General features: G+C 38.1%; 15 protein-coding genes. 4 read left to right on the forward strand and 11 right to left on the reverse strand.

Going from position 1 to position 15,419, the window contains the following annotated elements:
• Window positions 1-22: 22 nt before the first annotated feature.
• Entirely contained in the window at window positions 23-940 is a 918-nt protein-coding gene (gene rnz, locus BN986_RS14995) for a ribonuclease Z (protein WP_040981521.1), read from the forward strand.
• Window positions 941-1,001: 61 nt separating this feature from the next.
• A complete protein-coding gene (locus tag BN986_RS15000; protein ID WP_040981524.1) occupies window positions 1,002-2,381 on the forward strand; it encodes an aldehyde dehydrogenase in 1,380 nt (459 codons plus the stop codon).
• A gap of 43 nt (window positions 2,382-2,424) precedes the next feature.
• On the opposite strand, the gene BN986_RS15005 is transcribed toward BN986_RS15000, so the two are convergent.
• Both BN986_RS15005 and BN986_RS15010 read right to left on the reverse strand, forming a co-directional pair.
• The gene (locus BN986_RS15005) at window positions 2,425-3,675 is read right to left on the reverse strand and encodes a DNA polymerase IV (protein WP_040981525.1); all 1,251 of its coding nucleotides are present in this window, start codon (window positions 3,673-3,675) and stop codon (window positions 2,425-2,427) included.
• 95 nt (window positions 3,676-3,770) lie between these two features.
• Window positions 3,771-4,892: a M20/M25/M40 family metallo-hydrolase gene (locus tag BN986_RS15010; RefSeq protein WP_040981527.1), complete on the reverse strand. Its 1,122-nt coding sequence runs from the start codon at window positions 4,890-4,892 to the stop codon at window positions 3,771-3,773.
• A gap of 199 nt (window positions 4,893-5,091) precedes the next feature.
• Here BN986_RS15010 and BN986_RS27105 point away from each other — a divergent pair, with 199 nt between their 5' ends.
• On the forward strand, window positions 5,092-5,220 hold the full coding sequence (locus BN986_RS27105; RefSeq protein ID WP_148417142.1) for a DUF4044 domain-containing protein: 129 nt from the start codon (window positions 5,092-5,094) through the stop codon (window positions 5,218-5,220).
• A 148-nt stretch (window positions 5,221-5,368) separates the two neighbouring features.
• On the opposite strand, the gene BN986_RS15015 is transcribed toward BN986_RS27105, so the two are convergent.
• Window positions 5,369-5,809: an Lrp/AsnC family transcriptional regulator gene (locus BN986_RS15015; protein WP_040981529.1), complete on the reverse strand. Its 441-nt coding sequence runs from the start codon at window positions 5,807-5,809 to the stop codon at window positions 5,369-5,371.
• 119 nt (window positions 5,810-5,928) lie between these two features.
• Between BN986_RS15015 and BN986_RS15020 the strand changes: the two genes are divergently transcribed.
• A complete protein-coding gene (locus BN986_RS15020) occupies window positions 5,929-6,483 on the forward strand; it encodes a cysteine hydrolase family protein (RefSeq protein ID WP_040981531.1) in 555 nt (184 codons plus the stop codon).
• 273 nt (window positions 6,484-6,756) lie between these two features.
• Here BN986_RS15020 and BN986_RS15025 read toward each other — a convergent pair whose 3' ends face one another.
• The 8 genes from BN986_RS15025 to BN986_RS15060 form a co-directional block, all read right to left on the reverse strand.
• Window positions 6,757-7,743, reverse strand: a complete 987-nt coding sequence (locus tag BN986_RS15025) for an aromatic acid exporter family protein (RefSeq protein WP_040981533.1) — start codon at window positions 7,741-7,743, stop codon at window positions 6,757-6,759.
• Window positions 7,744-7,814: 71 nt separating this feature from the next.
• Window positions 7,815-8,246 carry a BrxA/BrxB family bacilliredoxin gene (locus tag BN986_RS15030; RefSeq protein ID WP_040981534.1) on the reverse strand — a complete coding sequence of 144 codons (432 nt, stop codon included), beginning with the start codon at window positions 8,244-8,246 and terminating at the stop codon, window positions 7,815-7,817.
• A 78-nt stretch (window positions 8,247-8,324) separates the two neighbouring features.
• Window positions 8,325-9,596: a dihydrolipoamide acetyltransferase family protein gene (locus BN986_RS15035; RefSeq protein ID WP_040981536.1), complete on the reverse strand. Its 1,272-nt coding sequence runs from the start codon at window positions 9,594-9,596 to the stop codon at window positions 8,325-8,327.
• A 14-nt stretch (window positions 9,597-9,610) separates the two neighbouring features.
• Window positions 9,611-10,594, reverse strand: coding sequence for an alpha-ketoacid dehydrogenase subunit beta (locus BN986_RS15040; protein WP_040981538.1), 984 nt, complete (start codon window positions 10,592-10,594; stop codon window positions 9,611-9,613).
• Window position 10,595: 1 nt separating this feature from the next.
• Complete coding sequence (locus BN986_RS15045) at window positions 10,596-11,600, reverse strand: thiamine pyrophosphate-dependent dehydrogenase E1 component subunit alpha (RefSeq protein WP_148417143.1); 1,005 nt, start codon at window positions 11,598-11,600, stop codon at window positions 10,596-10,598.
• Window positions 11,601-11,659: 59 nt separating this feature from the next.
• Window positions 11,660-13,081 (reverse strand): dihydrolipoyl dehydrogenase, encoded by a 1,422-nt coding sequence (gene lpdA / locus BN986_RS15050; RefSeq protein WP_040981542.1) that lies wholly within the window; start codon window positions 13,079-13,081, stop codon window positions 11,660-11,662.
• Window positions 13,082-14,176 (reverse strand): butyrate kinase, encoded by a 1,095-nt coding sequence (buk, locus tag BN986_RS15055; protein ID WP_040981544.1) that lies wholly within the window; start codon window positions 14,174-14,176, stop codon window positions 13,082-13,084. It lies immediately after the preceding gene.
• Window positions 14,177-14,271: 95 nt separating this feature from the next.
• A complete protein-coding gene (locus BN986_RS15060; RefSeq protein ID WP_040981546.1) occupies window positions 14,272-15,369 on the reverse strand; it encodes a Glu/Leu/Phe/Val family dehydrogenase in 1,098 nt (365 codons plus the stop codon).
• Window positions 15,370-15,419 lie beyond the last annotated feature (50 nt).

Below are 15,419 nucleotides of genomic sequence, written 5' to 3' on the forward strand. Positions count from 1 at the left end.
AATATTAAGGTGAGATTGAAACATGGAAATTACATTCTTAGGCACCGGAGCCGGTCTTCCTTCTAAAGAAAGGAACGTAACAGCAATTACACTCAGTATGCTACAGGAATTAAATGAAGTCTGGCTATTTGACTGTGGAGAAGCAACACAGCATCAGCTTCTTCATACAAAAATTAAACCAGGAAAAATAAATAAAATCTTTGTTTCTCACATGCATGGAGACCATATCTATGGATTGCCGGGTTTTCTCAGCAGCCGTTCTTTTCAAGCAGGTGCAGATAGACCCTTAACCATTTATGGTCCAGAAGGGATAAAGAGCTTTATTGAATCTGCTTTGGAATTAAGCTGTACTCATTTAACCTATCCTCTTGCAATCGTTGAATTAAAAGAAGGATTATTATTTGAAACAGATGTAATAGAAGTATACGTAAAAAAATTAGTTCACGGTATTCCAAGCTTTGGTTTCCGTATCGTTGAAAAAGATAAGCCAGGAGAACTGCTTGTTGAAAAATTAAAAGCGGAAGGGATACAGCCTGGCCCGATTTATGGAAAAATAAAAGAAAATCCTTCTGTCACTTTGGAAGATGGCAACATGATTTACCGACGTGATTTTATTGGTCCGCCTAAGCAAGGGAGAACCATTTCTATCCTTGGCGACACCACTTATCAAAAAACGCATGAAGAATTTGTAAAAAATAGCGATCTGTTAATTCATGAAGCAACCTTTGCTGCAGATAAAGAGACACTTGCAGAGGATTATTTTCATTCGACAAATAGACAAGCTGCAAAATTAGCGCTTGATGCAAGCTGTAAACAATTAATTTTGACACATATATCTTCAAGGTATCAGTTTTCTGAGATGGAGACATTTCTTGAAGAGGCAAAAGAAGTATTTTCGAATACATCCGTAGCTAGTGATTTTAGTGTGTTTCAATTATAGTATGTGTAACGTTGTATAGTTTGCACATCCTCTTGAAGTGAGAAAGGGAGAGACAGATTTGATGACCTTACAAGAAAACTATCAACAAATCGTTGATGATCAACGAAAATATATCGATCAAGGAAATACCGTTGATTATACATTTCGTAAACAACAATTAGAAAAAATCAAAAAGGTTTTAAAAGATTATGAAAATGAAATATATGATGTATTAAAAAAAGATTTAAATAAACCTGACCATGAAATTATACTTACAGAGATCGGCATTATTCAAAGCGAATTAGAAGTTGCTATCAAAAATCTTCGCTACTGGATGCAGCCTGAAAAAGTTGCCTCTCCATTAACGCATAAAGGTTCGAAAAGCTATATTATAAAAGAACCACTTGGTGTCGTCCTGGTTATTGCACCATGGAATTATCCTTTGCAATTATCATTAGTGCCTATTATCGGAGCGATTGCAGCAGGTAACTCGGTCATTTTAAAACCGTCTGAACATGCTCCTCACACGTCCGATTTTCTTGCTAGAATGGTAGAAGAGAATTTTGATCCATCTTATTTCACCGTTGTTCAAGGAGCAATCGAAGAAACAACGGAACTGTTAAAACAGCGTTTTGACCATATTTTCTTTACCGGGGGAAGTGCTGTAGGGAAAATTGTTATGCGTGCTGCAAGTGAACATTTGACGCCTGTAACACTGGAATTAGGCGGAAAAAGCCCTGCTATTGTTGATGAAGATGCGAATATTCAAATGGCAGCTAAACGGATTGTATGGGGGAAATACACAAATGCTGGTCAAACCTGTGTTGCACCTGATTATTTATTAGTACAAGAATCTGTTAAATTTAAGCTTTTAAAAGCTCTGAAAAAGCAAATTAAATCTTTATTTGGGAAGAATGTTCTCCAAGGTGAGAATTATTCGAGAATTATTAATCTGGATCACTATAACCGTTTAAAATCCTTTTTAAATGAAGATCATATTGTACATGGCGGAGAATATAATGATGAAGAATTAGTTATTGAGCCTACGATTCTTGATAAAATTGATTGGGAAGATCCAATTATGCAAGAAGAAATATTTGGTCCGATTCTGCCAGTACTACACTTTGAAAATATAGAGGATGCCCTTTCGCTTATTAAATCGAGGGAAAAGCCATTAGCTTTATATTACTTTGGTGAGAATCCTAGAATGCAATCACAAGTTATGGAATATGTTTCTTTTGGCGGCGGTTCTATTAACGATACTTTCTTCCATTTAGCAAATCCGTATCTGCCATTTGGTGGTGTCGGACAAAGTGGAATGGGAAATTATCATGGGAAAGCCAGTTTTGATACGTTTTCACATCAGAAAAGTATTTTAAAACAAACGACGAAGTTTGATATTCCTTTCCGTTATTCAGGTGGTACGGTAACCTCAAATATTTTAAAGAAATTTTTATCGTAAATTTAAAAAGCCTTGATTTTAATCTATTTTACTAGATATAAAATCAAGGTTTTTTATAATCATCTAAGAAATCTTTTTGAAAGCTTGTTCGTGGTTGTTCCTTATCTTTCTCGTTATTTAATGATAAAAATATATCTTTCCCATATTTATCCGTTAATTTTTCCATAGTTTCATACAGCTTTTCTCTCTTCGCATTATCACGGTAGGTAAACAAATCAAGCTGCTCTCCGACCTGACTTTTCTCCTCTAAGTTTTGTAAAGAGACACCTAATAATCGTACAGGGTCTTCATTCCAATGTGTTTTTAATAATTCTTTTGCCACAAAAAGAATATCTTCTTTTTCATCGATATATCCTTGTAATGTTTTGCTGCGTGTAATGGTTTGATGATTATGAAAGCGGATCATTAATTGCACACTTTTCCCAGTAGCACTCTTTCGCTTCACCCTTCTTGCAACATTATTAACAAGTTCCTCCAACAGCTGATGCAGCTCATCCCAATCGGTGGAATCATGTGCTAATGTTTGGGAGCTTCCAATACTTTTAAAATCATGTACCGCTTCCGGATCAACTAATCGGTAATCTATCCCGTTAGCAAGGTTCTTCATTCTTTCTCCGTTAACACCCAATATTTGTTTTAACTGATATACATCATGTGTGGCTAAATCGCCAATCGTTTGAATAGATACTTTTCTCAATTTTTCTGCTGTTTTCTTACCAATTCCATGCATTTCTTCAATTGGAAGCGGCCATAAAATGGTAGATAGTTCACGCTTGCGCAGAACTGTTATTCCTAAAGGTTTTTTCATATCGGATGCCATTTTTGCCAAAAATTTATTTGGTGCAATACCAAGGCTGCATGGAATATCTAACTCTTTTAATATTCTTTGCTGTAGGTATTCAGCTATTTCAATGGGGGTCCCCATGCCCACCGTATCTGTAATATCCAAATAACCTTCATCGATTGAAACCGGCTGAACAAGCGGTGTGATTTCTGAAAGCATCTTAAAGATAGCCCTGGACGCTTCCCGATACCTGTCAAAATTAGGCCTCATCAATAATAAATTGGGGCATAACTTTTTCGCCTGCCACACCGGCATGGTTGTTTTCACGCCTTTTGCCCTGGCCTCATAACTGCTAGTGACAATAATCCCTTTACGTTCTTCTGGATTCCCAGCTATCGCAATGGGACGCCCTTTTAATTCAGGATTATGCGCCATTTCTACGGAGGCATAAAAACAGTTCATATCAATATGAAATATAATACGTCGTTTAGACGTTGCAGATTGTGTCATAACAATACCTCCCTTAAAGTGAGAAGAACACATCCCATTATGGAATGCGTTCTTCTTATTTCACAGAAAGCCGCTCCAAGTATGGAAGCTGTATCTTATTTTGCTGCGATTTTAACAATCTCCACAACAAATTCTGTTACTTTCACCAGATCTTCTACTTTAATCCGTTCATTGGTTGTATGAATTTCCTCATAACCGACAGCTAAGTTAACAGTAGGGACTCCATATCCTGCAATGACATTCGCATCGCTGCCTCCACCACTTTGTTCTAATGTACTTTCTCTGCCGATCGCTTTTGCAGCTTCTCTAGCTACCTCGACAACCTGATCCCCCTCTTTGAAATGATAGCCAGGGTAAGCTATCGTTATTTTGACATCGGCAGAACCACCAAGCTCTTCAGCCGCTTCTTCAAAAGCGGTCTTCATTTTTTCTACCTGTTTTTCCATCTTTTCTGTAGATAAAGAACGGGCCTCTGCTAAAATTTCTACATGGTCCACAACAATATTGGTTTGCTTTCCGCCTTCAAACCGTCCGATATTTGCCGTGGTTTCCTTATCAATACGTCCTAACGGCATTTTAGAGATTGCTTTGGACGCAATTGTAATAGCAGAAACACCTTTTTCAGGCTCCAATCCTGCATGCGCTGTTTTACCTGTTATGGTTGCATGGATTTTTGCCTGTGTCGGTGCAGCAACAACAATATCACCGACGTTTCCGTTACTATCTAATGCATAGCCGTAGCGCGCATCTAATTTGGTGGAGTCTAACGCTTTAGCGCCTACTAGACCAGATTCTTCTCCTACAGTAATAATAAATTGAATTTGTCCATGAGGGATATTGTTTTCCTGAAGTACTCTAATCAATTCAAACATAGCAGCCAAACCTGCTTTATCATCTGAACCAAGAATGGTATCTCCCTCTGAAGAAATCACGCCATCTTTTATAATTGGATGTATCGTCTTTCCTGGAACAACCGTATCCATATGAGAAGTAAAATAAATGGCATCCGCGCCATCTTTGGTTGCCGGCAATGTACAAATTAAATTTCCTGCACCATGGCCTGTCTGCTCTTTTGTATTATCTTCTTCTACATGAATACCTAGAGCTTCCATTTTTTTGGTTAAAACCGATGCTATCTCTCTTTCGAAACCTGTTTCAGAATCTACTTGCACAAGTTCTAAAAATTCATTAACTAATCTTTGTTCATTCACACTCATTTGCGTAACCTCCTACTCTCTAGGCTACTATATTTTTTCTTTTTTTTACAGTAGAATGAATTACTTTATCCGTTACAATACTTTTGATAAATTAACTTTGGGAGAACTTTTAAAAAAAGAAACGCAATTAACTTGTCCGATATACGATTTCACGTTAAAATAACGATAGATGATACCGGATAATGAAGGGGGATATTTCATGGCAGCAAAGCAATCCGTGCAAAAGAAGCGTTCTAAACGCCAACGCCGTACGAAAATCATCATATATTTCATGGTCGCTCTAATGATTATTTCAGCAATTACAGCTGGACTGGCAGCGTTCGTCTAAAATATATACAGGCTGTGCAGAAAATGAACTATTTTCTGCACAGCCTTTTATGTATCAATACCATGTCGCTATCCTGCAAAAACGATCGGGAAGCGAAAGGATTACAGCCGGTTATTCTGCAATACATTTCGGCTGTCTATCGCTTCACTTAAGTCGCATCCAACGGGCTATGCTGCTTCATTTCTTGTATGGATAGATATAATTTATAGTTTCCATAATCAAGAATTTTATTAAGAATAACGTTCAACTGCTCTTGAGAGCTTACTTTTACTTTTAAGTGATAACATCCTTCCCCGGATACCCGATGTACTTCAATTATCTCCTTTTGGTTATTCGTAAAGTTTAAAAACGATTGATGGTCCGCAGTTTTCATAAAAATAATAACAAATGCTGTGTAAGAAAGCCCTAAATTCATTTCGTCTACCAACAGTGAATAAGCTTTGATTGTACCATTTTCTTCAAGCCGCTTTATCCGATTCCCTACAGCCTGTCCTGTCATATGAATTTTTTCTCCAAGCTCTTTCCACTGCATACGTGAATTTTCCGATAGAAGACGGAGTATTTGAAAATCAATGCTATCAAGTTCCATAATAAAATCCTTTCATCGTGAAATGATTTTCTGTAAAAGTGTTTCAGCAAAGTATCGATACAACTCTCAATATCAATTATGATTAGTATTGTAACAAAAATTTTAACGAGGTGATAATAATGAGCACAGCTTTAATTATTGTTGATATTCAAAATGATTATTTCTCAAATGGAAGAATGGAATTAGTTAATCCGGATAAAGCTGCCACAAACGCTGCAAAAATTTTAGAATGGTTTAGAACATATCACAAAGATAACATCTTTCATGTTCAACACATTGCAAGTGATCCAGCATTAGGATTCTTCCTTCCTGATACAGAAGGTGTTAAAATAAATGAAGTTGTTCAGCCATTAGAAAATGAAAATATAATTACAAAACATTTCCCTAACAGCTTTTTAAAAACAGAATTAGAACGTAAACTAAAAGAAAAAGAGATAACTAAAGTAGTTATTGCAGGCATGATGACACATATGTGTATTGATGCAACTGTAAGAGCAGCGGTGGATTTAGGTTATGACACAACGCTTATTGAAGATGCATGTGCTACCCTGGACTTATCTTATGAAGGAAAAGTAACAACAGCAGATCAGGTACACAACGCTTTTATCAGCGCTTTAGAAGGTATGTATGCAAAAGTAAATTCGACAGAAGACTTTCTGACTGCAAATAGTTAATGCAGTCTCTGCTAAATTTTTATAAATATAGAAGTTGAATTAAAAAACCTATTTTTACGCTTGAAAAGTTTTGGGTATAAGCACAGGAACCAGCGTAGTGTTTTTCCGGAGCGAATGCCAGAAGGTAAAATATTAATTTCAACTTATATATAAACAAAACAACAGCTGCAACTTCTATATTTAAGTTGCAGCTGTTGTTTTATATTTATTTCAATTCATCATAAAGGCAGTTTTATTTGCACTAACATCGAGGAAGTTCTGTTAACATTACATTCAGCTGCCTTTTTCACTTTTTCTTTTCTTCCAGGGGGTTACATCGCTTTTCTTGAATTTATTTTTAATAATTAAATATTCTTCTATTTCATGCAATAATTGAAATAAGTGTGCTCTTGTTTCAAACGCTTCTCTTGTTTCCGGTAAATCTTCCGCATGAAACTCCCGTCTTAATTCCTTTAATTGCTCTAAAAAAGTAATGGCTGTGTTCCCTGGATGAACAGCTTTAGATAAACGCTCAAAGAATGCTGCAATTTCCAGAGCAATACGATCCGTTTTTGGCAAATGCGTCACAAGCGGCAGCATATGCTTCAAAAGCTCGAATTGTCTTTCTCTCATGTTGAAATAATCATAATAGGTATGCTCATTTCGTAATAAGTGATTATCTTTATCCCGGATGACCAGGTTTTTTGCTTCTGTTAGAATATCCTCTGTAGCTGCAATTTCTTTTCCCTGCCATTTGTCATTTTCATCCCGGATATATAGAGAATATTCATATAAAATACGGCTGAAATTTCTTTCTAATTGCGATTGGAGCTTCTTTAATTTATTATCTAAGCTTGGCATATAAACATTCAGCAAAAGGCCGACTCCAAGGCCGATGGTAATCAGAACGAACTGTTCGCCAATTAAGTGTAATGTGATATTTCCGGAGCCATATAGATTCAGCATCACGACAGAACTGGATGCAATCCCTGGAGTTGCTTTCAATGCTACCATTGCCGGAATAAATAAAAGAAGTAATAAAAATATAGAGAAGGCGTAATAACCAATTAATTCAAAAATGACACACGAAAAAACAACAGCTGCTGTACACGCAATAAACCGTTGCCAAGCACTCAAAAAGGAAGACTTTCGTGAGGGCTGGATACAGAGAATGGTTAATATGCCTGCTGAAATAAAGTTGGAAAGACCAACCCATTGTGCTAATAGAATAGAGACTGGAGTTCCAACCGAAGTTTTCAGGGTACGATATCCAATTTTCACCCTTTATAAACCTCCTGATAGATATTTATGTACATAAAGAAGGCTGTCAGATGACAGCCCTTTATGATTTCTTATACTTCTTCACAATATTGATCAAACAGACCTTGAAGCTTTGCGGACACTTCCATGGCACTATGTCCTTCAATTTCATTCCGCTCTACCATCTCAAGGATTTTTCCATCCTTCAGCAATGCGAAACAAGGAGAGGATGGCGGGTATCCTTCAAAATAAGTTCTTGCCTGCTCTGTTGCTTCTTTATCCTGTCCAGCGAACACCGTCACCAGATAATCTGGACGTTTATCGTAATGAATGGCATTTCCTGCTGCCGGGCGGGCTACTCCGCCAGCACAGCCACAAGTTGAATTAACCATAACAAGTGTTGTACCTTCACGTGCTAATGCTTCGTCTACTTCTTCTGGTGTACGCGCTTCTTCGTAACCTGCTTCTGTTATATCTGTTCTTGCAACGTTAACGACATCCTGCATAAATAAATCGAAATCCATTGTACTTCACCCTTTTTACTTAAATTATATTAATAGCTTATCAGCTGGGACTTAAAAATTCAATCTATTCGTACTGGCTTAATAAAGGGTTACTGACGATTCATCCATCCCCTCAAGAATTTCTTTAACCCGGGATAAAAATCTTCCGCATACCAGACCGTCTAAAATACGATGGTCTAAAGAAAGGGATAAATTCACCATATCGCGGGCAGCAAACATGTCATTGATAATAACAGGTCGTTTTACAATCGATTCGACTTGTAAAATCGCTGCTTGCGGAGAATTGATTACTCCCATCGAAGAAACCGAGCCAAAGGAGCCTGTATTGTTGACTGTAAATGTACCGCCCTGCATATCCTCCGCCGACAGCTTTCCTTCACGTGCTTTTGCTGCTAATGCCGTAATCTCACGGGCGATTGCTTTAATTGTTTTTTCATCCGCATGTTTGATAACAGGCACAAATAATTCATTTTCTTTCGCCACAGCAATCGATAAATGAATATCTTTTTTCTGAATGATTTTATCTCCAGCCCACATGCTGTTTAATTCAGGAAATTCTTTTAGTCCCTGAGCAACAGCTTTTACAAAGAAAGCAAAAGGGGTTAACGAAAAACCTTCTTGATGTTTAAAGGAATCCTTGACGCTATTGCGATATTTTACTAAGTCCGTCACATCAACCTCCACTTGCATCCAGGCATGTGGAATTTCCTGCGTGGAACGAACCATATTTTCAGCAATCACTTTCCGGACACCTTTGACAGGAATTTCAACATCTCCAGCTGCGCTTTGAATACTTTCTTTTTGCGTGGAATTTGTTTCTTTACCAGTAACCATTTCAGGCTTCTTTTCTTGTGAAGGTTTTGCTTGTTCTTGCGCAGAGTCATTATTTTCAATGTGTTTCTCGACATCTTTTCTAGTAACTCTTCCACCTCTGCCTGTTCCTTCAATTTTACTTAAATCGATCTCATGCTCTTGAGATAAACGTAATACTGCTGGAGAGTATCGTTTTTTCATAGAGCTATCGATCTCCTCTACCTGTTCGTTCGCAGTATTTTCCTCTTCGTTCGTTTCTTTATCTGAAGTTGCTTCAGCACTCTCAGAAGCAGGCTCCTCTGTTTCTATATAGCAAATCAGGGTTCCAATTTCTACAGTCTCCCCTTCTTCTGCGACAAGTTCTGTTATCTTGCCTGTAAAAGAAGAAGGTATTTCCGCATTTACTTTATCCGTCATTACTTCAGCAATCGGATCATATTTATTTACTTGATCCCCGGCAGAAACCAGCCAAGTACTAATTGTACCCTCTGTTACACTCTCACCAAGCTGAGGCATTGTCATTTTTTCCACACTCATATTTCTACCTCCAATTAATATTCTGCAAGGTCACGCATTGCTTTTTCTACTTTATCCGGATTTAACATAAAATATTTTTCCATTGATGGAGCGTATGGCATGGCCGGAACGTCTGGACCTGCAAGGCGCTCAATTGGTGAATCCAAGTCAAACAAACAGTTTTCCGAAATAATCGCTGCCACTTCACTCATGATGCTTCCTTCTTTATTATCCTCTGTAACAAGTAAAACTTTTCCAGTCTTCCTGGCAGCTTCTATAATGGCTTCTTGATCTAATGGATATACCGTACGTAAATCAAGGATATGCGCTTCGATACCATCTCCCGCTAATCTTTCCGCCGCCTGCAAAGCAAAGTGAACGCAAAGTCCATAAGTGATGACCGTAATATCGTCCCCATCTCTTTTCACATCTGCTTTCCCAATTGGCAAAACATAATCCTCTTCAGGAACTTCTTCCTTTAATAGGCGGTATGCACGTTTATGTTCAAAGAATAAGACAGGATCATTATCACGGATAGACGCTTTTAAAAGTCCTTTTGCATCATATGGATTCGACGGCATCACAATCTTTAATCCCGGCTGATTTGCAAATAAAGCTTCAACAGATTGGGAATGGTACAATGCCCCATGTACTCCGCCGCCATATGGTGCACGGATAGTTATCGGGCAATCCCAATCATTATTGGAGCGATAGCGTATTTTCGCTGCTTCGGAAACAATTTGGTTCACGGCAGGCATAATAAAATCAGCAAACTGCATCTCTGCGATTGGACGCTTTCCATACATAGCAGCTCCTATTGCAACTCCCGCAATCGCAGACTCTGCTAAAGGGGTATCTAATACCCGGTCTTCGCCAAACGTATCGTACAATCCATCCGTCGCTTTAAATACGCCGCCTTTTTTTCCTACGTCTTCCCCAAGAATAAAGACATTTTCATCTATTTGCATTTCTTCTTTTAAAGCTGTTGTAATTGCTTGTATATAAGACATTACAGGCATATTATTCCCCTCCTTTATCCCTTTCCTCATAAACATACTTCAGTGTATCCTCTGGAGCTGCATATGGAGCTTCTTCTGCATATTCCGTTGCATCATTAACAAGTTTATTAACTTTATCATGTATTTCTTTTTCTTTTGCTTCATTCAGCATATTTTTTTCTTTTAGTGTTTCCGCAAAAGTTATAATAGAATCTTTCTTTTTCGCTTCCTTTACTTCTTCTTGTTCACGATAAGCACGATCATCATCATCACTAGAATGTGCGGTAAAACGATAAGTGACCGCTTCGATCAGCGTTGGCCCTTCTCCGTTTATTGCTCTTTCCCTTGCTTCTTTTACTACTTGATAAACAGCAATGGGATCATTTCCATCTACTCTGACTCCCGGCATCCCGTAGGAGGACGCTCTCTCTGAAATGGTTTCACTGGCTACTTGACGATCATAAGGTACAGAAATAGCATATTTATTATTTTCCACCATCGTAATGACAGGCAGATTATGGACACCTGCAAAATTTAATCCTTCATGAAAATCCCCCTGATTGGAAGAGCCTTCTCCTAATGTCACAAAGGTGGCAATATCTTTTTTATCCATTTTTGCCGCTAATGCAACACCCACCGCATGAGGGACCTGTGTAGTCACGGGGGAAGAACCGGTTAATATCCGATTTTTCTTTTGACCGAAATGCCCCGGCATTTGACGCCCGCCTGAATTGGGATCTTCTGCTTTTGCAAAAGCAGATAACATTAATTCTTTGGTAGCCATTCCAAACCCTAAAACGAGTCCTAAATCCCGATAATACGGCGCTACATAATCAACCGAATTATCCAAAGCAAAAGCAGCTCCTACCTGTGCTGCTTCTTGCCCTTGACAAGAAACGACAAATGGTATTTTACCAGAACGGTTTAGTAACCACATTCTTTCATCAATTTTTCTCGCTAATAGCATCATTTCAAACATTTCTAAAGCCATCTCGCCACTTATATTTTCCCAAGATGTTTGTGCCATTATTTTTCCCTCCTTCAGCCATTTCATTTCGTTAATGAATATTCATTTTCCCATATCATTTAACCATGAATTTGTATTCCATCAACTGCCAGTGCTGCTTCACCGATCACTTCTGATAAGGATGGATGCGGATGAATGGTCTGACTAATTTCCCATGCAGTTGCATCGAGCACTTTTGCTAAACCTGCTTCGGATATCATATCTGTCACCTGTGGACCAATCATATGAACTCCTAATAAATCTTGCGTTTTTTTATCTGTAATGATTTTGACAAAACCATCTGTTTCTCCGTATACTAATGCTTTTCCAACTGCTTTAAAAGGAAACTTCCCAATGACAAGCTCATATCCTTCATCTTTTGCCTGTACTTCTGTTAACCCGACACTTGCAGCTTCTGGACTTGCATAGATACAACTCGATATGGACTTGTAATCTATTTTTTGCGTATACTCATCTGCCATATGTTCCACGGCAGTAATCCCTTCATGAGAGGCAACATGGGCCAGCTGCATCCCTCCAATAACATCTCCAATGGCATAAATATGTGATTCCTTGGTTTGGTAAAATTCATTTGTATCAATCGTATGATTAGAAATTTGAATATCCGTATTTTCCAAACCAATATTTTGGATGTTTGCTTTTCTGCCTACTGATACAAGCAGTTTGTCCGCCTCAAATCGTTCTTTCTTGTCGCCAACCATCGCTTCAATCGCAACACCGTTATCTTTTTCTAATGTATCAGCTTGAACATCAACTCCTGTTACAATGCTTACGCCTCTTTTTTTCATCTGTTTTTTCATTTCTTTCGCCACATCTTTATCCTCTGTCGGTAAAATTTGCTTTTGATATTCTAATACCGTTACATCTACCCCGAAATCATTCAGCATCGATGCCCATTCGATTCCAATAACGCCTCCCCCTACAATGAGCATTGAGTTTGGCAGTTCTTCCATTTCTAATGCTTCATTCGAACTGATGATATATTCACCATCAAAGTCCAGACCGGGTAACGTATTCGGCTGCGAACCAGTTGCTATTAAAACATTTTTAGGAAGCAGCATGTCATTTTCATTTCCATTTTCATATTCTACAGAGATGGTTCCTGGCATAGGAGAAAAAATACTTGGTCCCAGAATGCGCCCAAAACCTTGGTATACATCAATTTTCCCTTTTTTCATTAAACCTTGAACACCTTTGTGTAATTGTTCAATAATAGCATTTTTTCTCTGCTGTACCTTGGCAAAATTTAAGGTTGGATCATTCACTTCCACACCAAATATTTCTGCTTTTTTTGTTTGTTGATAAACTTCTGCACTCCGAAGTAATGCTTTGGATGGGATGCAGCCTCTATGTAAGCAGGTTCCCCCTAATTCCGATTTCTCGACGATTGCCACTTTCATATTTAACTGGCTTGCGCGGATAGCAGCAACGTAGCCCCCTGTACCGCCACCTAAAATAACTAAATCATATTCTGTCGCCATTTAATTAGCCTCCTCTGCAACATATGTCTTCACTTCATGGGAGTTATTTAAAATTTCTAAAACCCCTTCATTCATTGCTTCTAAATCATTTTTCCCTGGAAATACCATCACGTCAGCAATCCAGTTTATTCTTGGGATAACCGCATCGATGACAAAATCATTTTCATTAATCTTTCCTGTGAAAACAATTCCATCTACTTCACCATGCAGGACAGTACCCATGGCTCCAATTTCTTTGGCGATCTGATATGCTTGTGCTTCAATTACTTCTTTCGTATGTTGATCTTCTTTCATTAATCTGGATCGGATAATAGTAGGGTCTTCCGTATGCAAGTATGCTTTTATTCCTCCATCCTGTTGAACATGATTCCAGAGAAAATCTTCTTCTGCAGAATATTGTTCCGTTAGATAGGATAAGAACCCCTTTAACGGGATACTGCCAGATCGATCAATCGTAAAAGGACCTTCTCCATCCACCCCATTGGTAACGTCAATAATTTTCCCTGTATGGTGAGAGGCAATGGTAATTCCCCGTGCAATATGAATCGAAATCAGTTTTAACGAATGATATGCTGATCCAATTTGTTTAGCAGCAATTCTACCAGCATGTCGATGATTAAGAGAGTGAAAAATGCTGGCTCTTTCTATTTCCGGAATACCTGTGTATTTTGCTATTTTTTGCATTTCATCTACCACTGGCGGATCTACAATGTACGCAGTTATATTTAAATTATCAGCAATTTCATAAGCCAAAATGGCTCCCAAATTGGATACATGCTCCCCATAAGCATTTGTCTTTAAATCATAGAGCATCGCATCATTCACTTTATAAGCTCCACCACTAATCGGTCGTAATAGCCCACCCCGGCCACACACACTTATAAAACGTGATGTATTCATTCCATCTAAATCCAGCTGTTCAAATATAGCCTGCTTTCTGTACGGAACTTGATCGATTAGTTGGACAAATTGTTGTAACTCCTCTTCATCATGCTTAATTTTTTGCTGATATAAAAGGTGATTTCCTTCAAACACACCTATCGTAGTGATATACAAGTCGGGGTAGATAACTAAAATACGAGCCCTTTGATTCACAAAACAACCTCCATTATTTACCTAAGCTCCTTAATACAAAACTTTTCCCATGAGCATTTTCGCTTTTATCATACGGATAATAAAGAAGTTAGATTCTATAATCTACGATCCAAAATATTTCGTTCATTTGTAATAAATTGACTGCGTGAGTTTAGTTTTGCTTGAATTCTTTCTTCTGCAAGCCGGTCAGCTGCAATATTTGTCGGTACTTGATCGCGATTGGAGATAGCAAACACTTGCTCAAGATTTTTGTAAATGCGTTGTACATTATGTAATGCACGATCACGATTATAACCAATTAATTCATCAGCAACATTGATTACCCCGCCTGCATTAATCACATAGTCAGGTGCATATAAAATACCTTTCTGATAGAGGATATCCCCATGCTCTTGACTCTGCAGTTGATTATTAGCAGACCCTGCGATTACTTTAGCTTTTAATCTGGAAATGGTATGATCATTAATTGTTGCTCCTAATGCACAGGGTGCATAAATATCACATTCCACATCATAAATATCATCCGGGTCTACAGCTTTTGCATTAAAATTATCTTGTGCACGCTTCACGACATCTTTATTAATATCTGTAACAATGAGCTGCACACCTTCTTCATGTAAAAATTCACATAAACTATACGCTACACTCCCAATCCCTTGGACAGCTACGACTTTTCCTTCTAACGATTCTGATCCAAACGCTTCCTTTGCAGTTGCCTTCATTCCTTGATAAATTCCCAGTGCAGTAACTGGCGATGGATTTCCTGCTGTTCCGCTGTAAGAGGATAACCCTGTTACATACTCGGTTTCAAGGGCGATTTGATCCATGTCTGATTCGTTAGTTCCTACATCTTCAGCAGTTATATACCTTCCATTTAAACTTTGGATATAACGACCAAATGCACGGAACATTTCTGGATTTTTATCCTTTTTAGGATCACCAATAATAACTGTTTTACCACCACCGAGATCTAAGCCAGCAGCTGCATTTTTATATGTCATCCCACGTGCTAAACGCAGCGCATCCTCGATAGCTTCTGCTTCTGAATGGTATGTCCACATTCTCGTTCCACCTAGTGCTGGTCCTAATGTTGTATCATGGATAGCGATAATTGCTTTTAGCCCTGATTGTTTATCCTGACAAAAAAGCACCTGCTCATAATCATATTTTTCTAAGTAACTAAAAATTTCCATCTTAACCCCTCCTAATAAATCATGATTACCTATTTTCTAACCTTATATTT

The sequence above is a fragment of the Oceanobacillus jeddahensis genome (assembly GCF_000750635.1).
Classification (GTDB): domain Bacteria; phylum Bacillota; class Bacilli; order Bacillales; family Amphibacillaceae; genus Oceanobacillus; species Oceanobacillus jeddahense.

Coding starts and splice junctions, on each gene's coding strand:
- BN986_RS15035 (WP_040981536.1), bottom strand. CDS start 9,596: ATGAGTGTGGAAAAAATGACAATGCCTCAGCTTGGTGAGAGTGTAACA.
- BN986_RS15020 (WP_040981531.1), top strand. CDS start 5,929: ATGAGCACAGCTTTAATTATTGTTGATATTCAAAATGATTATTTCTCA.
- BN986_RS15060 (WP_040981546.1), bottom strand. CDS start 15,369: ATGGAAATTTTTAGTTACTTAGAAAAATATGATTATGAGCAGGTGCTT.
- BN986_RS15040 (WP_040981538.1), bottom strand. CDS start 10,594: ATGCCTGTAATGTCTTATATACAAGCAATTACAACAGCTTTAAAAGAA.
- BN986_RS15030 (WP_040981534.1), bottom strand. CDS start 8,246: ATGGATTTCGATTTATTTATGCAGGATGTCGTTAACGTTGCAAGAACA.
- BN986_RS15015 (WP_040981529.1), bottom strand. CDS start 5,809: ATGGAACTTGATAGCATTGATTTTCAAATACTCCGTCTTCTATCGGAA.
- BN986_RS15005 (WP_040981525.1), bottom strand. CDS start 3,675: ATGACACAATCTGCAACGTCTAAACGACGTATTATATTTCATATTGAT.
- BN986_RS15010 (WP_040981527.1), bottom strand. CDS start 4,892: ATGAGTGTGAATGAACAAAGATTAGTTAATGAATTTTTAGAACTTGTG.
- BN986_RS15045 (WP_148417143.1), bottom strand. CDS start 11,600: ATGGCACAAACATCTTGGGAAAATATAAGTGGCGAGATGGCTTTAGAA.
- BN986_RS15000 (WP_040981524.1), top strand. CDS start 1,002: ATGACCTTACAAGAAAACTATCAACAAATCGTTGATGATCAACGAAAA.
- BN986_RS27105 (WP_148417142.1), top strand. CDS start 5,092: ATGGCAGCAAAGCAATCCGTGCAAAAGAAGCGTTCTAAACGCCAACGC.
- lpdA (WP_040981542.1), bottom strand. CDS start 13,081: ATGGCGACAGAATATGATTTAGTTATTTTAGGTGGCGGTACAGGGGGC.
- rnz (WP_040981521.1), top strand. CDS start 23: ATGGAAATTACATTCTTAGGCACCGGAGCCGGTCTTCCTTCTAAAGAA.